This window comes from Corynebacterium minutissimum, from assembly GCF_016889765.1.
GTDB classification, from domain to species: Bacteria; Actinomycetota; Actinomycetes; order Mycobacteriales; family Mycobacteriaceae; genus Corynebacterium; species Corynebacterium minutissimum_B.
Map to the genome: position 1 here is coordinate 754,217 of NZ_CP069533.1, position 19,477 is coordinate 773,693.

At 60.3% G+C, this 19,477-nt stretch carries 19 protein-coding genes and 3 tRNA genes; 10 read left to right on the forward strand and 12 right to left on the reverse strand.

The annotated features are described in order from the left end of the window. Window positions 1-120: 120 nt before the first annotated feature. Entirely contained in the window at window positions 121-1,302 is a 1,182-nt protein-coding gene (gene chrA / locus I6J26_RS03485; RefSeq protein ID WP_395858307.1) for a chromate efflux transporter, read from the forward strand. Between the two features lie 39 nt (window positions 1,303-1,341). On the opposite strand, the gene I6J26_RS03490 is transcribed toward chrA, so the two are convergent. The 5 genes from I6J26_RS03490 to I6J26_RS03510 form a co-directional block, all read right to left on the reverse strand. After that, window positions 1,342-1,998 carry a hypothetical protein gene (locus I6J26_RS03490; protein WP_115023301.1) on the reverse strand — a complete coding sequence of 219 codons (657 nt, stop codon included), beginning with the start codon at window positions 1,996-1,998 and terminating at the stop codon, window positions 1,342-1,344. A gap of 3 nt (window positions 1,999-2,001) precedes the next feature. Then, window positions 2,002-2,463 (reverse strand): acyl-CoA thioesterase, encoded by a 462-nt coding sequence (locus I6J26_RS03495; protein ID WP_115023304.1) that lies wholly within the window; start codon window positions 2,461-2,463, stop codon window positions 2,002-2,004. A gap of 67 nt (window positions 2,464-2,530) precedes the next feature. Further along, on the reverse strand, window positions 2,531-4,201 hold the full coding sequence (gene ettA, locus I6J26_RS03500; protein ID WP_115023306.1) for an energy-dependent translational throttle protein EttA: 1,671 nt from the start codon (window positions 4,199-4,201) through the stop codon (window positions 2,531-2,533). Window positions 4,202-4,284: 83 nt separating this feature from the next. After that, window positions 4,285-4,884, reverse strand: coding sequence for a single-stranded DNA-binding protein (locus I6J26_RS03505; RefSeq protein ID WP_115023309.1), 600 nt, complete (start codon window positions 4,882-4,884; stop codon window positions 4,285-4,287). Between the two features lie 184 nt (window positions 4,885-5,068). Continuing rightward, window positions 5,069-7,153: a cytochrome c oxidase assembly protein gene (locus tag I6J26_RS03510; RefSeq protein WP_115023311.1), complete on the reverse strand. Its 2,085-nt coding sequence runs from the start codon at window positions 7,151-7,153 to the stop codon at window positions 5,069-5,071. A 76-nt stretch (window positions 7,154-7,229) separates the two neighbouring features. Between I6J26_RS03510 and I6J26_RS03515 the strand changes: the two genes are divergently transcribed. The 3 genes from I6J26_RS03515 to I6J26_RS03525 all read left to right on the forward strand — a co-directional run bounded on the left by I6J26_RS03515 (window position 7,230) and on the right by I6J26_RS03525 (window position 8,999). Next, a complete protein-coding gene (locus tag I6J26_RS03515) occupies window positions 7,230-8,156 on the forward strand; it encodes a LysR family transcriptional regulator (protein ID WP_115023314.1) in 927 nt (308 codons plus the stop codon). Window positions 8,157-8,198: 42 nt separating this feature from the next. Then, window positions 8,199-8,272: transfer RNA gene (locus I6J26_RS03520), tRNA-Arg, on the forward strand. Window positions 8,273-8,351: 79 nt separating this feature from the next. Beyond that, window positions 8,352-8,999 carry a hypothetical protein gene (locus I6J26_RS03525; protein ID WP_115023316.1) on the forward strand — a complete coding sequence of 216 codons (648 nt, stop codon included), beginning with the start codon at window positions 8,352-8,354 and terminating at the stop codon, window positions 8,997-8,999. On the opposite strand, the gene I6J26_RS03530 is transcribed toward I6J26_RS03525, so the two are convergent. Then, window positions 9,000-9,185, reverse strand: a complete 186-nt coding sequence (locus I6J26_RS03530) for a PspC domain-containing protein (RefSeq protein ID WP_115023318.1) — start codon at window positions 9,183-9,185, stop codon at window positions 9,000-9,002. It lies immediately after the preceding gene. Window positions 9,186-9,304: 119 nt separating this feature from the next. On the opposite strand from I6J26_RS03530, the gene cmrA reads away from it, so the two are divergent. Next, complete coding sequence (cmrA, locus tag I6J26_RS03535; RefSeq protein ID WP_115023321.1) at window positions 9,305-10,117, forward strand: mycolate reductase; 813 nt, start codon at window positions 9,305-9,307, stop codon at window positions 10,115-10,117. A gap of 56 nt (window positions 10,118-10,173) precedes the next feature. Here the strand turns inward: cmrA and I6J26_RS03540 are convergent, their stop codons facing one another. After that, window positions 10,174-11,718, reverse strand: a complete 1,545-nt coding sequence (locus tag I6J26_RS03540; RefSeq protein ID WP_115023324.1) for an alanine/glycine:cation symporter family protein — start codon at window positions 11,716-11,718, stop codon at window positions 10,174-10,176. Window positions 11,719-12,010: 292 nt separating this feature from the next. Here I6J26_RS03540 and orn point away from each other — a divergent pair, with 292 nt between their 5' ends. The 4 genes from orn (at window position 12,011) to I6J26_RS03560 (ending at window position 14,611) form a co-directional block, all read left to right on the forward strand. Beyond that, window positions 12,011-12,643, forward strand: a complete 633-nt coding sequence (gene orn, locus I6J26_RS03545; protein WP_070673096.1) for an oligoribonuclease — start codon at window positions 12,011-12,013, stop codon at window positions 12,641-12,643. A gap of 49 nt (window positions 12,644-12,692) precedes the next feature. After that, window positions 12,693-12,768: transfer RNA gene (locus I6J26_RS03550), tRNA-His, on the forward strand. A gap of 87 nt (window positions 12,769-12,855) precedes the next feature. Further along, on the forward strand, window positions 12,856-13,965 hold the full coding sequence (locus I6J26_RS03555; RefSeq protein WP_115023328.1) for an HNH endonuclease signature motif containing protein: 1,110 nt from the start codon (window positions 12,856-12,858) through the stop codon (window positions 13,963-13,965). A 100-nt stretch (window positions 13,966-14,065) separates the two neighbouring features. Beyond that, window positions 14,066-14,611 (forward strand): DNA-3-methyladenine glycosylase, encoded by a 546-nt coding sequence (locus I6J26_RS03560; protein ID WP_115023331.1) that lies wholly within the window; start codon window positions 14,066-14,068, stop codon window positions 14,609-14,611. Between the two features lie 26 nt (window positions 14,612-14,637). On the opposite strand, the gene I6J26_RS03565 is transcribed toward I6J26_RS03560, so the two are convergent. Then, on the reverse strand, window positions 14,638-15,300 hold the full coding sequence (locus I6J26_RS03565; RefSeq protein WP_126297617.1) for a hypothetical protein: 663 nt from the start codon (window positions 15,298-15,300) through the stop codon (window positions 14,638-14,640). 62 nt (window positions 15,301-15,362) lie between these two features. Continuing rightward, window positions 15,363-16,592: a L,D-transpeptidase gene (locus I6J26_RS03570; RefSeq protein ID WP_115023333.1), complete on the reverse strand. Its 1,230-nt coding sequence runs from the start codon at window positions 16,590-16,592 to the stop codon at window positions 15,363-15,365. A 282-nt stretch (window positions 16,593-16,874) separates the two neighbouring features. On the opposite strand from I6J26_RS03570, the gene I6J26_RS03575 reads away from it, so the two are divergent. Further along, window positions 16,875-16,947: transfer RNA gene (locus tag I6J26_RS03575), tRNA-Lys, on the forward strand. Window positions 16,948-17,028: 81 nt separating this feature from the next. Here the strand turns inward: I6J26_RS03575 and I6J26_RS03580 are convergent. From I6J26_RS03580 to I6J26_RS03590, 3 genes are read right to left on the reverse strand one after another with little or no spacing between them, the layout of a single operon-like run. After that, window positions 17,029-17,529, reverse strand: coding sequence for a 2'-5' RNA ligase (locus I6J26_RS03580; RefSeq protein ID WP_115023335.1), 501 nt, complete (start codon window positions 17,527-17,529; stop codon window positions 17,029-17,031). A gap of 11 nt (window positions 17,530-17,540) precedes the next feature. Next, window positions 17,541-18,302 (reverse strand): ABC transporter ATP-binding protein, encoded by a 762-nt coding sequence (locus I6J26_RS03585; protein WP_115023337.1) that lies wholly within the window; start codon window positions 18,300-18,302, stop codon window positions 17,541-17,543. After that, window positions 18,293-19,477: a FecCD family ABC transporter permease gene (locus I6J26_RS03590; RefSeq protein ID WP_239121824.1), complete on the reverse strand. Its 1,185-nt coding sequence runs from the start codon at window positions 19,475-19,477 to the stop codon at window positions 18,293-18,295. Before I6J26_RS03590 ends, I6J26_RS03585 begins: the two co-directional genes overlap by 10 nt.

A 19,477-nucleotide genomic window follows, 5' to 3' on the forward strand; every position in this document is an offset into this window, starting at 1 on the left:
GGCTCCTTTGGGAACAGAAAATGTTTGTGCCTTGCCTAGCTTAGTCCACAACGCTGCAGCTTGGGGGCCGATTTGCGTTCTGAATCGCGCTCTTCCCCTTCAGGGGCTAGGATGCCGGAAATGAGCAATCTAACCGGTAGTGTGCGTGAGGTTCGCCGTTCGTTTCTCCCGTTGGGATGGACCGCTTTCGGGGGGCCTGCGGCCCATCTGGGTTATTTCCGGACCGAGTTTGTCCACCGACGGGGGTGGCTGGGGGATGCTAGCTATGCCGATTTGGTTGCCATGTCGCAATTTTTGCCGGGCCCGGCCAGCTCCAAGGTAGGCATGGCGCTGGGCTACGCACGCGCGGGGCATGCGGGTATGGCGTATTCGTGGTTCCTGTTTACGTTCCCGTCGGCGCTCATCCTCACCGTGTTTGGCCTGGCGGTTCCGGGCAGCGGGGTGAGCTGGCTCGACGGATTATTAGCCGGTCTTCTCGCTGCGGCGGCCGGCGTGGTGGTGCATGCCATTGTGGGCATGGCAAAAAAGCTCTTGACGACGCCCACCACCTGGGCTCTCGCCCTCATCAGTTCTGCCCTACTCCTGGTGGCCGGATCGGCATGGCAATTAGCCGTGCTCGCTGCGGCGGGTCTGCTGGGGGCAACGGTTCTGCGCCGATTCTTGCCGACGTCCGAGGCACCCGACACCGCTACCGGCCTCCGCCCGGTACCCGCCGGACTAGCCTGGGGCTGCCTTGGCGCGTTTTTCCTCCTGCTCGGTGGTTTGGCGGCTGCAGCACAGTTCACCGATTCCTACTTCATCACCCGCGCCAACGCCTTTTACCAGTCTGGCGCGCTGGTCTTTGGCGGCGGGCACGTGGTGCTGCCGCTCTTGGAGGACCAGTTCGTGGGGGCCGGCTGGCTGAGTCAGCAGGAATTTTTAGCCGGCTATTCGGTAGCGCAGGGAGTGCCAGGACCGCTGTTTACCTTTGCGTCGTATCTCGGTGCGGTTGATGGTGGCATCGCGGGCGCCGTCTTGGGCACGGTGCTGATCTTTCTGCCCGGTGCGTTTCTCACGCTATCGGCGTTGTATTTTTGGGCGCGCTGGAATCACCTGGCGTGGCTGCGCGGCGCGTTCTCCGCGATTAGTGCGGCCGTCATCGGCCTGCTCGTGGCGGCCCTGTGGGATCCCATCATTACCCACGGTGTCACCGGCTGGGCTTCTGGAATGATTGCGGTCGCTGCCGGTGCAGCTTTGTTCTTCAAGGCGCCGCCTTGGGCCGTCGCGGTGGGCGCGGCCCTGGCTGGCGCGGTACTGCTCTAGCGCATGGCAATAGAGCGCGCGGTGGCTTTGCCACCACGCTTAGAAGAGGGACAGGCGCGTCGAGTGATAGACGCTGCCAAAGGGGGCATCCACGCGCACCCAGCGGCCTTTTCCTGCCACTCGCAGGTGGCGAGGCACATTCATGGGGGCAGCAAACCCTGGGATGAGCCCCAAGTTGGTGCAGGCGAAAATCATCCGCATGGGGATTTCCACCTTGTCCTCCCCGTTTTCCACCGTGATGACGGTTTGATTAAGCAGGCTTGCCGGCGGGCCCATCGGACCAGAGAATTGGCGAGCTAGCTGCTGACCCTGGTCCGCGAGCTCTCGTACGACGGTCACGGGAAGCGAATCGATCTCCACAAAACCGTCCTGCGGCGGCAGCGCACCGGGCCACGAGGGGTCGCGGGCGGGGCCGAGTTGAAGCTCCACGGGCTCACCGAGGAGATCTGGGTCGGGGGAGGTCTCGAGGGCGTCGAGAAGCGACTGCGCCGAGACCACCGCGCCGTCGCGCCCCACCACGCCTTCGACGCGGCGGGAGGCCACGACCTCAAAAGGTGTGGTGACAAACACCTCGGCGGAGGCATCGTCGTGCTGGCGCAGGCGCACCGACGCCGAGGCGTCGAGGCCAATCGCGCGCGTAAGCAGGGCGCGAAGCCCTACCCCACCGCTACGTACTTCGAGCGTTTCACCGACCATGGACTAGGCGTTATCGTCCAGCTCAACCACAGCATGCTCGAGGATGATGTTGCGCTCCTCCTCGCTCACCTCGCGCGGCATCTGCGTCTCTGGGTCGATGGTGACCTGGACGCAGTCGATAACGCAGGCCACCTGCCCCTGGGAGTCCTTGATCTTCTGACGCGTGGTAAAGGACGTGCGGCCGAGGCGCACCACCGTGGTTTCCACCGTCACCGTGCCGTGGCGGCCGTCCCACTTTATGGGGCGCACGTAGTCGGCCTCAATGTGGCGGACAAAGGCCACCATGTTGACCCCGCGGGAATAGAAGTTGTGCATGGCAAACGCCAAGCGCGCTTCCTGTGCCAACTCGATAAAGTTGGCGTTCATCATGTGGCCATACATGTCGAAGTCCGACCACCGCACGCCAACGGTCAACTCGTGGACGTTATCTGTGGTGCCCTCCGACACGACATTCTGAGCGGACATTCCAGGTTCCTTCCTGAGGTTTAGGTAGGCGCTAGTCTGCGCCTACCGACTGGGCAAGGGGTTCAACCTAGCGGCTGAGTTTGCGGTGCGTCACGCGGGACGGGCGAGCTGCCTCTTCGCCGAGGCGCTCGACCTTGTTCTTCTCGTAGTCACCGAAGTTGCCCTCGAACCAGAACCACTGGCCTTCAGCAACGTTGCCCTCCCACGCCAGGATGTGGGTACAGGTGCGGTCGAGGAACCAGCGGTCGTGGGAAATGACCACCGCGCAGCCCGGGAACTTCTCCAGGGCGTTCTCAAGGGAGCCGAGGGTTTCGACGTCTAGGTCGTTGGTCGGCTCATCGAGGAGGATCAGGTTGCCGCCCTCCTTAAGCGTCAGCGCCAGGTTCAGGCGGTTGCGCTCACCACCAGAGAGAACCTTGGACGGCTTCTGCTGGTCTGGGCCCTTAAAGCCGAAGGCCGACAGGTATGCACGTGAAGGCATCTCGTTCTGGCCGACGTGGATATAGTCCAGTCCGCCGGAGACGACCTCCCACACGGTGGCCTCGGGGTCGATGTTCTCACGGCCCTGGTCCACGTAGGACAACTTGACGGTGTCACCGACGGTAACAGTTCCGGAATCCGGCTGCTCCAGGCCCACGATGGTCTTGAACAGGGTGGACTTACCCACACCGTTCGGGCCAATGACACCGACGATGCCGTTGCGCGGCAGGGTGAAGGACAGGTCCTTGATGAGGACACGGCCGTCGAAGCCCTTGGTCAGGTTCTCAACCTCCACGACCTTGTTACCCAGACGCGGTGGGGTCGGAATCTGAATCTCTTCAAAGTCGAGCTTCTTGTACTGCTCGGCCTCGGCCGCCATCTCCTCGTAGCGCTGGAGACGGGCCTTGTTCTTAGCCTGGCGAGCCTTGGCACCGGAGCGAACCCAAGCGAGCTCGTCCTTCAAGCGCTTCTGCAGCTTCTTGTCCTTGGCACCAGCCACCTCGAGGCGCTCGGCCTTCTTCTCCAGGTAGGTGGAGTAGTTGCCCTCGTAGGGGTAAAGCTTGCCGCGGTCAACCTCACAGATCCAGCCCGCGACGTGGTCGAGGAAGTAGCGGTCGTGTGTCACGGCCAGGACAGCGCCCGGGTAGGACTCGAGGTGCTTCTCCAGCCACTGGACGGACTCGGCGTCGAGGTGGTTCGTGGGCTCGTCGAGAAGCAGCAGGTCCGGCTCGCTCAGCAGCAGCTTGGCCAGGGCCACGCGGCGGCGCTCACCACCCGAAAGGTTGGTCACCGGGTCATCGGACGGCGGGCAGCGCAGGGCTTCCATGGCCTGCTCAATCTTGGAGTCAACCTCCCAGGCGTCGGCGTGGTCCAGCTCCTCCTGCAGCTTGCCCATTTCCTCCATGAGCTCGTCGGAGTAGTTGGTGGCCATTTCCTCGGCGATCTGCTCGAAGCGCTGTTTCTTTTCAAAAATCTCACCGAGGCCTTCCTCGACGTTCTCGCGAACCGTCTTCTCCTCATTGAGCGGCGGCTCCTGGAGGAGGATGCCCACGGTCTTACCCGGATCGATAAAGGCCTCACCATTGGAGGGCTGGTCAAGGCCGGCCATGATCTTCAGGATCGAGGACTTACCTGCACCGTTGGGGCCCACGACGCCAATCTTGGCGCCCGGGTAAAAGGCCATAGTGACATTGTCCAAAATGACTTTGTCACCGATGGCCTTGCGCACGTTTTTCATCGTGTAGATGAACTCGCCCATGTTTCACCCTTTGCTTCTGTCAGGAATGGTAAATAACAGTACAAAGACTACATCACATGGGCGCTGACGGTGCCCCGGCCTGGTTAGACCATGACCTCCTCCGGCTCTGAAATCTCTTCCGCGGAGCTCTGCGCCTGTTGGCGGTCAGCGGCCGTGTCCTGCGGGGTATCTTCGGTGGCCCGTAGCGCCTCAGGCATGGGGTCCGTCGGTTCCGACGACGATGCCGCGCTGTCCGACGCCGTATGGTCCACGTCCGGCACCGGCGGGTTCTCCCCCAACCACAACTGCTCCGCGCCGTCTTCTCCATAAGGGGTGCCGATCTTTACCGATGTAATAATGAAACGGTTAAGGTCTAAGCCCACATGGCCGGCCTTAATGTACGTCTTGGAACGATTGCCACCCTGCGGGTCCTTCCATTGGTCGGTGACGATAGAGCCCATGACAAAGATGGGCATACCTTTGCTCAGTGACTTCTTGACGTTGATGGCACACTGGCCCCAGACTTCGGCATCGATAAAGTTGAGGTCGAGCTCGCGCCAGATGGTCTTGCCCTCCTCGGTGGTCTCAGGAACGCTGCGGGAGGAGGCGATGCGGAAACGGGTTTTGTACATCGTCTCGCTGATTTTGGTCAGGTGTGGATCGCTTGTCAGGCGTCCGGTCAGTGAAATGGGATATTGCGACATTGCGGGATCCTTTACGTGGTTCGTGATGGTGTGTGTAAGGAGGCGTTAAAGGCCTCCCTTGATTCGCATCATTGCCACGTCCCACAGCGCCCGCAATACCCTCGCCGAAAACCTGTGGATAACTTGTTGTAAACGTCAACAAAGTAGGGGTTTTAGGCCCCAAAACTCACAGGCCGCTACACCATTAGTGCGGGCGGAAACCCGCGTCATCCCCTTCGCTCATCTGCTTGAGCATGGCATTGTAGCTCTCCAGGTCAGCATCGCCATCGACGTCGGCCTTCGCATCATATCGGCGGGCCTGGGCACGGTCCTCACGGAGCCAGTCGATAAACAGCTTGCCAAACACCACCACCAGCGGGAACTGGCCGAAGCCCCATGAAATACCGCCACCGGAGCGCTGATCCTTGACAAGGTCCGGGTTCCACGGCAGGTTCAACGACTCATAGAACTCCAAGCCCAGGATGGACTGCATCTGCATGAGGTAGACACCGGCAAAAAGGTGCAGCGGCATCGAGAAGAAAAGGATGGCCAGACGAATCCTCGTCGGCGCGCGCCACGGCAGTGGGTCGGGGCCGATAACCTCCCAGTAGTAGATGTAGCCGGAAATCAGAAAGACCCAGTTCATGATGACGTGCCCGGCATGTTCTGAGATGGCAACCTCATAGAAGCTCGGGAAAAGGTAGAGCACGTAGAGGAACGTCAGGAACTGCAGAACATTGACTGCTGGGTGCGTGAGAAAACGCAGGGTACGGGACTTGGTGAGGGCTACAGCGGCGTCGTGAAGCGTTGGCTTGCCAGGCGCCCCCGGCTCAAAAGCCTCCATCATGAGCGTCACCGGTGCGCCCAGGACTAGGCACAATGGGATGGCCATGGAAAGGATCATGTGCACGAGCATGTGCATGGAATACAGCGCAGGCATGTACAGGCCAATGCCGTTGCTCAGGATGAGCGTCATCCCCAGCGAACCCAACAGGAACCAGGCGGTCCGCTCGGCCGACCACGTGAGGCCGCGGCGTTTGAGACGCCACAGCGCATAAAGGTAAAAGCCCGCGAGGACGAGACCCAGTGAGCCAAACATGAGGTCAAAGCGGAACATGGTCCACACGTTGGAGAAAGTGGGGGCGTCGAAAAGCTCATAGCCCACCAGAATCTGCATGGCATTCAAATTCGGGTCACGTGGAGGCGGTGGCGGGGTGCGGCCCATGGAAATGGCCACGCCCACGGTGGCGGCCATGATGGCGACCTCCACGATGGACACCCGAATGAACAGGCGCGGGGAACTCTTAAGCTGCGGAATGGTGATGCTGCGATGCACGTAACCGACCGCCGCAAGCACCACGGTGAGCACAGCTTTGCTCAACACCAGCAGGCCGTAGCGCGTGGAGAAAAGATCGCTCAGCTCAACGCGAATGAAGGCATTGACCACTCCTGTCGCGGCAAGGGCCACGATGGAAAACAGCGCCACAGAGGAGTAGCGGCGCACTGCCACATCCATGTCGGGACCGAGGCGGCGGCCGTGGGCAATAAGTCCCATGAGCCCACCGACCCACAACATAATGAAGAAGAGGTGGAGAAGCAGTGAATTCGTGCCATAGTCGTGGTCACCGCCGGCCGCGGAGTGGCCTTCCAACCCGAGCGGAACAGTAAGGAGCAACGACAGGAAGAACACGCCTACCTGCCCCGCCCATGTGCGGGCAAGGAAGCCGACGAGGGACACAAGAGCGGCAATACCAGCGGTAAGCAGCCAGACTTGCGACGCCGCAATCTGCCCCACCGCCATGCCCATCAACTCCGGGTTGAGCACCTGGGCAATAGGCGTGCCTGTCAGGTCCGACATCACGAGGGGAACCTCAAGCAAAGACACCCCAGCGGTGCCGACGGCAGCCCAGGCGCCGGTGCGGGCGGCAATGTGGCCGTCAACGGTAAGGCCGGCCCGAATGAGCTGATCATTGTCCTTTCCCGGGACCGCCGGGTAGATGAAGAAAGCACTGGCCATGAACGAGCCAATAGAAAGCGCCATCAACATCCACGCGGCTGCACGGAAGAAGGGAAGGCCGAAGGTGGTGATGCGGCCTGGGTCAGGGATGCCCAACGCCGCGAGCGAGTCCGCGAGGAAAAATAGCGAAATAATTCCGCCGACAAGACCCGCAAAAACGACAAAAGAAAGATTGAGAAGGCGAGAAGATTGGGCCCGTGGACCTGATTGTGCGACCGCCGTCACAGGCGCGTGTTGGCCCTGTGAGCTGGCGTTATCTTTCTCTTCGTGCATAGTGGGCAGTGTACCGCCCGCTCTTCTCTCTTACCTAAAAGGCAGCAAAGTCTCAGCAATAGGGTAGTCTGCACTCATGGACTCTCGTCAGCTTCACCATTTTCGCACCATCGTGGACCATGGATCGTTCACGCAGGCTGCGGAGACGCTGCGGCTTACGCAGCCGTCCTTGAGTCTGACCGTTCGCAGGCTCGAGGAAGACCTTAATGTCAAATTACTTTCCCGTGGTCGCAGTGGTGTTAAGACTACGGAGGCTGGTGAGTTCCTCTATGGAGTCGCTACCTCGATCGACACGCTACTGACCACAGCCACCACGCGGCTAGCGGAAATTGCAGCGGGAAACGCAGGTTCAGTGACCTTGTGCTCAGCGCCCGAGTTTAACTGGTTGTTTATGCCCACGGTATTGCGGCGTATGCGCGAGCGCGCGCCGCAAGTCAACGTGTCCTTAAGTGACGTGGAGCCCACCGAGACACTCAAGCGCGTGCTGGAGGGTACCGCAGAGATTGGCATCATCCCCAGCACCAATCCACAACGCTTCCAGCACATTTACGGCGAGCAGCTGACGATTAACCGCGCGGCGGATATGGAATTCCTCGTAGCTCTCCCCCAGCGCTTGTCCCACCTGCCGGACCCGGTGCGCTTGTCTGCGCTAACGACAGAAACGTGGCTTCTGCCGCAGCGTTGGACGGAGCTGAGCGGGCTGCCGGAGCTGCTAGACCACCTGTGGTCCACTGCCCCTGAGTGCAAGCCTGCCACCGTGCAAGAGGTCTCGACTCTGCAGACGGGCCTGCCGCTCGTGGCGGGCGACTACGGCATCAGCCTCATGCCCCACACCGCCCAGGCTTTGGGCCAGCGGGGAGTGCACTTCCGGCGCATCGAGGAGCACCTGCCGTCGATGCAGGCCCTGCTCATCCACCGCGCAGACCGGGCGCTGACCCCGGCGGCGCAGACGCTTCTCGACGTCCTCCTGGACACCTCCTCCGAGCTTCCCCCAGCGAGCTAGGTTTCCGGCTCAGTGACGTGCTGCGTTATGATGTCTCGGTACGCCTCCATAGCTCAGCGGATTAGAGCAGTGGGTTTCTACCCCATGTGTCGCGGGTTCGAGTCCTGCTGGGGGCACGCAGGTCAGAGCCACTTTTTGCCGCTTTAATGGGCGGTTAGAAGTGGCTCTTTCTCGCTCTCACTTATGCTGAGAAGTATGGATATCACTCTCGCCACGTTTGACCATGCCCCTGACACTGCACTGAGGGGGAAGCGCTTTCGGAATGCATGGGCGCCGTCGGAAAGCTATGCCCAGTCGCGCCGAGGAGTACTCACCGGCCAATATCCGCAACGCGGCGCAACTACACGCATCACGGAGGTCTTCGAGGAAGCGGGCTATGAGATTCGGCAGGACACCGACGAGGTTTCTGCCGCGCAGAACGTGTTCCGGCTCCTCGAACAACCGGACCCCGCCGCGGTGGCATCACTCGACGGTGTCGTGGCAGTGTGTTCGCTGCAGACCAGCGAGGACGGCACGGCGCCGATGTCGCTGTTGTGGCCTGGTGTAGCGGAGGACGGCGAGAGCATCGAGCTAGTATCCCCGTTGGACCTTGCGCCGACGCTGGCGGCCATCGCTGGCCTTGACGTGCGTCCGAACGCCGCACTGTCCTTTGACGGAATCAACCTCGTGCCCTTGCTGCGCTACGGTGCGGCGGGGCATGCGGCGCTCTTCTTCGACAACGGCGTGCGCATGATGGACGCCACGCTTATCGACGGCACCTCTACCCCACCCTCCGCCCTCCCGCGATTGCAGGAGGAGTGGGGGCTGTGGAAGAGCTTTATGGACATGGGGCCGCTTCAGTAATTACTGGATGGGGATAACAATCCACAAAATGAGGTAGAGCACGACCCCGGAGAAGCCCAAGAGCGTGGCTACAACGAAGAGCACGCGCACCAGAGTCGGGTCAAGGTCGTAGGTTTCTGCGATGCCACCGCAGACACCTCCGATCATCGTGTCGGTAGTGGAACGAGTTAGACGCTTGTTATTCATGATGTCTCCTTTCAACTTCCATTATTCAGAACGAGTGCGGGAAAGGCATCGGGAAAAACCCTGATTTTCCTCTACTCTGGGTGGAAACCTTGACCCCAGAGAAAGGACGCCGTTTCACCATGGCTCATTCACCCGGACTGCCTGCCCCTACCCGCACGTCCTATGCCCTGCTTACTGGCGCTAGCCAAGGCATCGGTGCCGCAATGGCCAAGGATTTAGCGGCACGCGGCTACAACGTCATTCTTGTTGCCCGCCGCAAGGACGTCTTGGAGTCCATCGCTGCGGAGCTGCGTTCCCGCCACGAGGTCGACGCCATCGCGCTGGCCGCCGACCTCTCCGAGGCTGCCGACGTCTCCCGGGTCATCGACTTCATGTCCGGCAAGGAAATCTCCATCATCGTCAACTCGGCGGGCATCGCCAGCTTTGGCAAGTTCATGGACCAAGACTGGGACTACGAGACGCGCCAATTCGACCTCAATGCAAAAGCCGTGCACCGGTTGACCCGCGCAGCACTTGATCAGATGCTGCCACGACGAAACGGCGCTATCTGCAACGTTGGTTCGGCCGCAGGAAACGTCTCCATTCCCAATAACGCCACCTATGTGTTCACCAAAGCCGGCGTCAATGCTTTCACGGAGGCGCTGCACTACGAGCTGAAGGGCACGGGCGTTAGTTGCACGCTGCTCGCCCCTGGGCCGGTTCGCGACGCCGTCATTCCGGAGGAAGAGCAATCCATCGTGGACAAGGTGGTACCAGACTTCCTGTGGACCACCTACGAGTCCTGTTCGGAGGAGACTCTCGAGGCCATGGCTCGCAACCAGCGCCGAGTAGTTCCTGGACCGCTGTCGAAGGCCATGAATGCACTGGGCAAGATCGTCCCTACGCCGATTGCCGCACCGCTCATCGGCAGCTTCTATTCCAAGATGGCCTAAACGCACCACAGGCGCCCCTCTCAATTGCCGAGAGTGGGCGCCTTAATGGTTGAGTCTTACTTACCCTGCAACGGGGCGTCCTGTGCGATGGCCTTCTGCGCGGCCTCCTCGCGAGCGAGCTTGCGCTCTACCCAGAACTCGGCGTTCTTGATTCCGAGTGCTTCGGGGTCGAACTGCGGGTCCTTGCCGGCCTTCTTCTGCGCGCTGTAGTCCTTGAGGCACTTGAGTGCCGGGATTTGCAGGAAGAGAATCGCGATGATGTTAAGCCAAGCAGTTGCGCCCACACCGATGTCACCCAGAGCCCAGGCAGCACCCGGAGTAGAAGTAGCGCCGATAACCACGGAACCCACGAGCAGCACGCGCAGTACCCACACCAGAGTTCGACGGGCGACCTTGCTCTTGATCCAGCGGTTGAAGTAGGTCAGGTTAACTTCCGCCATGTAGTAGTAAGCCAGCACCGTGGTGAAGGCGAAGAACGCAATAGCAATGGCAATGAAGGTTGGACCGAAACCAGAGAGCAGAGTGTCGAGGCCGTGCTGAACATAGCCCGGGCCGACCGCAATATCGTCCGGAATCGCACCGGCGTAGCGCACCGGACCGTCCTCGGATTCGTTCTCAAAGACCTTGTACATGTCAGTGGAGATGATGATGAACGCGGTAGCGGAACACACGAAGAGGGTATCGATGTACACCGCGAAGGCCTGAACGAAGCCCTGCTTCGCCGGGTGGGACACTTCGGCAGCAGCTGCGGACTGCGGGCCCGTACCCTGGCCGGCCTCGTTGGAGTAAATACCGCGCTTCACACCCCACATGATGGCAGAGCCTAAAAGGCCGGAGAAAGCTTGCTCTGCACCGAAGGCGGACTTGAAGATCATGCCGAAGACCTCGGGGATCTGGCTGAAGTTCACAAAGAGAATGATGATGGCGAAGAGGATGTAGGCACCAGCCATGAACGGAACAACGAGGGAAGCGAAGTTGGCGATGCGCTTGACGCCACCCACGATGATGATGGCGAGCACGCCTGCGAGGACGACGGCGGACCAACCAACGCTAATACCCCATGCATTATCGACGGCCGCGGCTACACCGTTGGCCTGAATAGCCGGCAGGAAGTAGCTGGTGGCCAGAATCATGGCGACGGCGAACACGCAGCCGTAGACCAACATGAAAGGGCCTGCCTTGGTGTGCTTGTAGGCCTTCTCGATGTAGTAGGCTGGGCCGCCGCGGTACTCGCCGGTGTCCTGGTCCTTCTCCTTGTAGACCTGCGCCAACGTACATTCAACGAAGGACGTCGCAGAGCCCAGCAGCGCCACAGCCCACATCCAGAACACCGCGCCCGGGCCGCCGAAGGCGATAGCGGTGGCGACACCGGAGATGTTACCCACGCCGACTCGGCCGGCCAGGGAAATCATGAGGGATTGGAAGGAGGAAACTCCGGATTCAGAGCTTTCGCCGTCCTTGAGCTGCTTGATCATGTCGGGGATGCAGCGGATTTGGAGAAACTTGGTCACCACGGTGAAGTAGATGCCTGCGCCAAGGCACAGGAAAACCAACACGGGCGACCAAATTACTGTGTTGAGTGTGTCGATAAAGCCTGACATCGGAGGAAACCGTCCTTCGGGATTTGTGAGTGCCGTCACTTTTCGGGCTGGATTCATCATGGCCCATCACCTAAGGCCTTCGTGAGTAGAATCATGAAAAAGTTCGGACCCTCTGCTGCATCCACCCACCTCCACACAGCAAACCCCCAGCTCACATCGATTAAGGTGACCTACCCCACCGCCTTGAGAAAACCTAAACATGCGGCCACTAGTCACCCCCTTAGGCACCCCCGATAGCGCCCTGAGCCCTGCCAAGAAGGCCGCTACAAGGGAGGAAACTAAGGTGGGAGCCATGAGTGAAATCCCTACCAAGAATGACCGCCTTGTCTGGATTGACTTGGAGATGACCGGACTCGACCCCAAGCGCCACGTCATCGTGGAGGTCGCTGCCGTAGTTACCGACGCCGAGCTCACCATCCTGGACGAAGGCCTCGACCTCGTAGTCCACGCCACCGAGGACGAGTTGGACCAGATGGATAACTTCGTCGCCACGATGCACGCCAAGTCTGGGCTCGACAAGGAGATTCGCGAATCCACCGTGACGATTGAAGAGGCAGAGGAAGCGGTACTGAGGCTCGTCGAGAAGCACTGCGACCCCAACCACCCCGCTCCGCTCGCCGGAAATTCCATCGCCACCGACCGCATGTTCATCCGCACCTACATGCCGCGCTTGGATAAAGCCCTGCACTACCGCATGATTGACGTCTCGACGATTAAGGAGCTTGCGCGGCGCTGGCACCCGCGGGCCTATTTCAACCAGCCCGATAAGGGCATGGCGCATCGAGCCTTGCAGGACATCATCGAGTCCATCCGCGAGCTCGACTTTTACCGCCGTAGTGTCTTCCGCACCGATGAAGGCCCTACGAGCGAGGAAGCGGAGCAACTGAAGGCTGACACGACCACGGATTACCAGGCGTTTTTGTAAAATCCCCGGTGTGGGTTAACCTGTATCTCGTTGCTTTCAGGCAACGATGGTGGCTGTAGTTCAGCTGGTAGAGCACCAGGTTGTGATCCTGGGTGTCGCGGGTTCGAGCCCCGTCAGCCACCCCAAAGTCGCCCACACCGCACGATGAAACTCGTGCGGTGTTTGCGTTTTCCGGTTGCGGGGTTGGTGAACCTGTTTTAAGCTTCGTGGCCATGGGGGTATTAGAAACCTACTTCCACTACCGCAACTCGGGGATCGCGCTAGTGGAACAAGCATCCAGCTCACCCGACGAGCTTCGCGCGCTCGGCGCCGACCCAGCCGACGCCACAGAACTCGCCCACCTTCACCGCACCTACTTCGGGCAAACCCGCTTTAGCGGCAAACAACGCAAAGCACGCGCCGCCGCGATGGCACAACAACATAGTCTTAGCGTTCTCACCCTGATCGAGTCCTACACCGCCAAAGTCAACAAAGACCTCGATGCCTGGAACCTACGCATCAAGCTTGCCAGCACCCCCGCCCACCGTATCCGCCAGGTTGCCACCAAGCGCCTAAAAGAACTTCAGTCCAAGCGCCAAGCCAAACCTGGAGTCAGGTTCACCTACCGAGCCACAGGCCCCAACTCCATGACCATTACCGATGACGCACAAGTCATCGCCGATATCCGCGGCACCCTCGAATCCGTCAACAAACACAACCTCCTCGACGCCGCACGCACCGTCATTGTCACCGGTGGTATTGGCACTAAACCTGCCGTACATGCTCAAGTCGTTGTCACCCTCAACGAACTCGACCAAATCATCAACGGTGATGGGGAGGAAATAGAACTTAACCTCACCAACGGCGGGCGCATGAGCGGGGCAGACTTTTTGGCCTACAAGTTTGCTGAGATTGGCTACGCCACCATCATCCACCCCCTTGAAGGCCCGGTGAACTCCTACCGGATTAAGCGGCATGCCAGCTGGAAACAACGCATCAGCCTGGCAGCTGAATTCCAAACCTGCTCTAGGCCCGGCTGCAACAAACCAGCCGATTACTGCGAAGTCCACCACCTCATCCCCTGGCAAGCAGGAGGTTTTACCAACATTAAAAACCTCACCTTCCTATGCGCCTACCACAACGGCATTAACGACGATGACCCCAAACGCCCCACCGGCAGGGGCTACATGTTCCGGCTGAACACCGGGGTGAGCTACATCCCACCCTGGGGTACACCGATAACCGCCACACCCGAATACCAAGAAGCCACAACCAGACTCGCTTCTGAGAAAGCAACAGGACAAGCCACAGGCCAACCACCCGACCCACCGGGTGCAGGCTAAACGCCCGCGATTAGGCAACGCGAGCGCCGAGACGATGAAACCCGCCGACCACACCACGGCCAGCGGGCACCTTGGTGATCCCACACGTTAGACTGCAGCAATGATTGATTTCACCGCCTCCGCAGATGTTGTCGCGCCCCAACTGCTAGGTGCGGTGTTAACCCACAACGGGGTCTCCATACGCATCACTGAGGTCGAGGCCTACCTTGGTTCTTACGATGAGGCCTCCCATACTTTTAATGGCCGCACCCCACGCAACGCAGCGATGTTTGGCCCACCAGGCCGCCTCTACGTGTATATGTCCTACGGCATTCATCGCAACGGCAATATTGTCTGTGCACCGGAAGGCCGCGGCGAGGGCTGCCTGCTGCGCAGCGGGGAGGTCATTAAGGGGACAGACCTCGCTTACGAGCGACGCGGAAACACCGATTTTCACAATTTGGCCCGTGGTCCCGGAAACCTAGGGAAAGCCCTCGGTTTCACCCTCGACGACAACGGGACCATCATCAACTTGAACGAACGCACCGAGGAACCCGAGTGGGTATGTGGACCGCGCATCGGGATTTCCAAAAATACAGAGGCAGCCCTGCGCTTCTGGATCCCCTTCGACAAAACTGTATCCCGGCGTCGCGGCATGCCCGCGTAAGGTATCCAGACACCAGCGCTTGGCCGCTAGCTATCAGCCAACCCCGGCCCTACAGGAACTTGGTCAATAATCGCCGCCAACTCCGACGATGCCTGCTTCATGTCTTCAACGTCTTCTGCATCGCCTTTGGAGTGCCGGAACATATAATTCAGTACGCCCACGTTTCCCACGCTGGTAGCACAGAAGAATTGCCGAAGATCCGCCGCTGGGTTCTTCGCACAGGCAAAATAGCGGCCCCCAGCTTCAAAGTCTAGTTCCTCAAAGGGAAGTACTTCTTGGCCATGTTCTTCCTGCTGGCGCTGGTAATCTTTTGCAGCGAATGTACGCAGCTCTTGCGCTGCACGTTGAGGATTCTCAGGGCACACATCGTAGATGTCCCCTTCCTCGTAATAGAAGCTATCGACTGAGAACTGATAAAGATCGGCTTGATAAAAGCGGCTCCAACCGCGATCCGCAATGGCGTCGTACGCGGGGTCATGCTGAAGCCCGGCAAATTCCTCCGGCATCGCCTCCAGAAACGTTTGCAGGCTCACCTCAGTACTGCATGCTGCAGAATCACCCGTTTCGCCCGTTGGCGGCACTGTACTGTCGCGTTCCCCTTCAGCTTGCTGCGCATCCTCTGTCGTACACGCCGCAAACAAAAAAGACACCATCACCAAAGGAAGGACAACGAATTTCAGCCTAGACATGTGATCACCCATACGACGTCGAAAGGATTATGGTGCAACCCTAACCTTTGCATCGAGGTGAGCTATTGATTCGCGGTAGCGTTCCCCGCAGACCAGGTGGCCCAATCCATGTTCCAGTCCCCCAAACCATCAAGCGGGCTGAGCACCCCGCCGCCAGTGTTGGAGACCCTGACCACGTCACCGCGTTTGACGGTGTTCTGGAACCACTGGGCGTCCTCGGTCGTGACATTGATACAGCCATGAGACTGGTTGTAGCTACCCAACGCCCCCACCGCCCACGGAGCAGCATGAATGTAGATACCGGAGTAGGACATCTGCGTTGCCCATTTGACGTCGGTCTTGTATCCGCCGGCATCGAGTGCCAGTCCGAAGGTGGTGGAATCCATGGTCAGCTCCGGATACTGGTCACCGATGACATACACGCCGTTCGGGGTATCCCACTTTCCATCCGTGCCCATGGAAATCGGAATCCGGCGCAGAACCTCACCGTTTTTGAATACCGACATCATCTTGGAGTTGTTATCCACCAACGTGATGACGCGGTCACCGATGGTGAAGTTCGTTGAGGCATCCTCGCCGCCATAGACACCACCGCCGAGGTTGCGGCCGTAGAGGTCGACGTCGACAGTCACGCTCGTTCCTGGCTCCCAATACTTCGCCGGGCGCCAGCGTACTTCCTGGTTATTCACCCAGTAGAAAGCACCCTCCACCGCCGGTTCAGTCTTGACCGTGATGGCCTCTTCGGCGGCCTTGCGGTCGGTGACGTAATTGCCAAAGCGCACGCCAATAACCTGGCCCACGCCCACTTCAGACTCAGGAAGGGGGCTCAAGGCAACTTCAGAAACGGCCGCCGCCTGTGGCGTGGTGAAGGTAATGGCTTTATGGTTGCCGTCCTTGTCTTTCGCATCGATGGTGTAGGTGCGGTTATAACCCAGCACCTCGGTGTTCTTCCACGTTTTCGAATCCGAGGAAAGCTCATCTTCCACCACCTTGCCAGACTCGTTGGTCATGGTGACCTCTTTGAGCCCCGCAGTGGAGGTAACTTCAATCGGTTTAGAAGGGTCAACATCTTCTGCCCCATCCTTGAGCGAGAACTTGAGCTGCTTCGCCTTTGCGGCTGCCGACGCCGATGCTTCCGCCGCCGCGCTCTCCTGCGCCTCTTCGGCCGACATCTTCGCTGCTTCTTCCCCCGACTCTGGAGAACCAATAGTGCAGGCAGCCATCAGGGACGCGGCCGCCACGAGACCAGTGAGAAAACCTGTGGGACGTGCCTTAGGGAATAGAGAATGCACACAAACCCCTAGATAGATGAGACGCTGATAAAGACAATGCACCTAGCCTAGTCCGCACAACCGCCGTCAAACTAGATGACCCCGCCGCCTTTAACCGTTTCGTTATCGATCCGCGGATTATGGAAGGAAGCGCCGCCAGGTATGCGTTGAGTGATGGCGTTCTAACACACTCAAAACCGCTGACTACCTGGCGATTTTACCTTTTTCAAGCCAGGGTGTTAAAGTTACTTCTCGTTGCACGGCAGGCGCTGAGGAAATCAGGAGCCCGCTAAGACAACGAATGCGCCATTAGCTCAATTGGCAGAGCAACTGACTCTTAATCAGTGGGTTCGGGGTTCAAGTCCCTGATGGCGCACAGTGCATCCCCTTCATCAACTCAGTTGGTGGAGGGGATTTCGCATTCCCCGGTAGCAAAAGAGGGAGCTTGTGCTTGCCCTTAAAACACCTCGAGTTGCTCCAGCTTGGGCCGCCACCAGGCTGCGGTCGTGGCGAGGAATTTCTTGTGCTCCGTCCCAGATATCTCATTGAGGGCCCGCAGGTACTCGGGCACCATGGCGCGCGGCAGACGCAGCCCCATAGTCAGATGGGGTGTCCAGCGCGGACCGCGTCCATCCGGGTTTGCGGCACTCAATTGGCGCGCCGCGGTCTCCAATTCATCGGTGGTTTCCAACATCCATGCCACCGTCTGTTTGCTCTTGGTGCCGAAAACAACGGTCCCTACGCGGCGAAATACGGCAGGAATAAGCGGCGGCAACACGTCGCGGGCCAAATCCACCACAGTCTGGTCCATCGTTGGCGCAAAGGTCACCGTGATGTGCGGGCGCTGGCGCTGGAGGGGAAAGCCCCGCTCCGCTAGCGCAGAAAAGACCTCCCGCACAGACTCTTCGTCCTCCGGAGTGAGGTACAACAGGAGGTTCTCAGGCGAATTGCGGCTCACGCCGCCTAAGTCTAACTAACCGCCTGCAGCGCCACCACGGGATGTCCGCGGTGCTCGACGATATCTGCCTCCACGCGATACACCTCGCGCAGAAGCCCAGGACTCAACACGTCCGCCGGGGCACCGTGAGCATGGACCTGCCCGTCCTTCATCACAACGAGCTGGTCACACATCCGGGCTGCCAGATTGATGTCGTGAATCGCCACAAGCGCAAGACTGCCTTCCTCCTGGGTTTTCGCCCGCACGCGGCTCAAGACGAAGAGCTGGCGGTGGAGGTCGAGGGCGGAGGTGGGTTCGTCGAGAAGCATGAGGCCTGGGTGCCCCACGAGCATCTGCGCCACGGCGACGAGCTGGCGTTGACCGCCAGAAAGCTCGTTGAGGTAGCGTTGCGCAATCGCATCGAGCCCCAGGGAGTGCAGCACTTCGGCAGTGCGAGTGACGGGGTCCTCGTATAGTTCCCGGCGGGCCGCAATAAGAACGGCCTCAAAGGCCGACAACGCCGCGCTGTTCGGCAGGTCCTGCGGGACGTATCCGATGAGCTGGCGGCGCCGCTTCCCGCGCGGAGCCTCGCCATCAACACGGAAATCCACCGTGCCGCCGCGAGCGCGGTGAACGCCGGCCAGCGTCGTGATGGTCGTCGTCTTGCCGGACGCATTCGGCCCCAGTAACCCCACCACCTGCCCGCCGCGCAGCGTGGGAAGGCTTAATCCATCCACCACCATGTGTGAGCCGTACCCGGCTGACAGGTCAGAAACGGTGAGTTCTACGTCCACAGTGCCCTCCTCCGGGTCATGACGATGGCGATGAACAACGGCGCCCCCAAGAGCGAGGTGACGATGCCGATGGGGATGGCCACGCCGGGCTTGATGACGAGACTAAGCGCGTGGGCGGCGCACATGACCGCCGCGCCCGCGGCCATGGAGGCCGGCATGAAGTAACGCTGGTCCTCACCCACCAGCATGCGCGCGATGTGCGGGCCAACCAGGCCGATAAAGCCAATGATGCCGGCGAAGGCCACGGTGGTGGCCGCGACGAGCGAGACCACGATAAGCACGATGATGCGTAGGCGGGAGGTGTTGATGCCGAGGGCGGTGGCGCGGGCGTCGCCAAGCCGCAGCGCCGTAAGCCGCCACGAGAGTGCACCCAAGATGGGCAGAGCCACCGCCAGCACACCTGCCAGTACTGCGTTGGCCTGCCACGTGGCGCGGGTCAGCGAACCCATGGACCAGAAGACGATTTGCTGGAGGGCCTCGCTGGAGGAGCGGTACTGAATGAGCGCCAACATGGCTTGGAAGAAGAAGACGAGGCCGATGCCGAGCAGCACCATCGTCTCCGACTTCGCGCCGCGAAGAACGGCCGCCACAACGATGATCGCCGTGGCGATGGCCGCGGACAGCCACGCGATAAGCGCGAGGTTGAACTGCGGCTGGGCCAGCAGCTGCCAGCGCAGAACGATGGCACTGGCCCCGCCGAAGGCCGCGGCGGCGGAGATGCCGAGGGTAAAAGGCTCGGCTAGAGGGTTGTCCAGGATGGTCTGCATGTGCGCGCCGGCTACCGACAGGCTGGCTCCGATAAGCAGGGCCATGACCGCCATGGGCAGACGCAGGTGCCAGAGGACTGTACGCGTTTGCTTTTCGGTGCCTGCCGGGTCCACCAGACCCCGCAGCACCTCACCTGGAGTGAGGTCGATGGCGCCGACGATGACGCTAAGTAGGAAAGCAGCGAGGGCTACGGCGGCAAGAGCGAGGACGATGGCGATGCGGCGGCGTGTCACACGGGCGTGCTCCCGCGCGAGTGCCGCGGCGGCCGCCGCTGGGTTCGGCGCAAGGCTCGACGCAGCGTTCGGCGCTGGGTCTGACACTGGGTCTGGCACTGTGTTCGGCTCGGTGTCGGCGCTCGTGGTGCGCTGGGTGCTGCCCGAGCACGCAGTAGATGCGGTAATACTCAT

Coding starts and splice junctions, on each gene's coding strand:
- I6J26_RS03495 (WP_115023304.1), bottom strand. CDS start 2,463: ATGTCCGCTCAGAATGTCGTGTCGGAGGGCACCACAGATAACGTCCAC.
- chrA (WP_395858307.1), top strand. CDS start 121: ATGAGCAATCTAACCGGTAGTGTGCGTGAGGTTCGCCGTTCGTTTCTC.
- I6J26_RS03565 (WP_126297617.1), bottom strand. CDS start 15,300: ATGTCTAGGCTGAAATTCGTTGTCCTTCCTTTGGTGATGGTGTCTTTT.
- I6J26_RS03490 (WP_115023301.1), bottom strand. CDS start 1,998: ATGGTCGGTGAAACGCTCGAAGTACGTAGCGGTGGGGTAGGGCTTCGC.
- I6J26_RS03515 (WP_115023314.1), top strand. CDS start 7,230: ATGGACTCTCGTCAGCTTCACCATTTTCGCACCATCGTGGACCATGGA.
- I6J26_RS03540 (WP_115023324.1), bottom strand. CDS start 11,718: ATGTCAGGCTTTATCGACACACTCAACACAGTAATTTGGTCGCCCGTG.
- cmrA (WP_115023321.1), top strand. CDS start 9,305: ATGGCTCATTCACCCGGACTGCCTGCCCCTACCCGCACGTCCTATGCC.
- I6J26_RS03555 (WP_115023328.1), top strand. CDS start 12,856: ATGGGGGTATTAGAAACCTACTTCCACTACCGCAACTCGGGGATCGCG.
- I6J26_RS03590 (WP_239121824.1), bottom strand. CDS start 19,477: ATGAGTATTACCGCATCTACTGCGTGCTCGGGCAGCACCCAGCGCACC.
- I6J26_RS03560 (WP_115023331.1), top strand. CDS start 14,066: ATGATTGATTTCACCGCCTCCGCAGATGTTGTCGCGCCCCAACTGCTA.
- ettA (WP_115023306.1), bottom strand. CDS start 4,201: ATGGGCGAGTTCATCTACACGATGAAAAACGTGCGCAAGGCCATCGGT.
- orn (WP_070673096.1), top strand. CDS start 12,011: ATGAGTGAAATCCCTACCAAGAATGACCGCCTTGTCTGGATTGACTTG.
- I6J26_RS03505 (WP_115023309.1), bottom strand. CDS start 4,884: ATGTCGCAATATCCCATTTCACTGACCGGACGCCTGACAAGCGATCCA.
- I6J26_RS03525 (WP_115023316.1), top strand. CDS start 8,352: ATGGATATCACTCTCGCCACGTTTGACCATGCCCCTGACACTGCACTG.
- I6J26_RS03510 (WP_115023311.1), bottom strand. CDS start 7,153: ATGCACGAAGAGAAAGATAACGCCAGCTCACAGGGCCAACACGCGCCT.
- I6J26_RS03530 (WP_115023318.1), bottom strand. CDS start 9,185: ATGAATAACAAGCGTCTAACTCGTTCCACTACCGACACGATGATCGGA.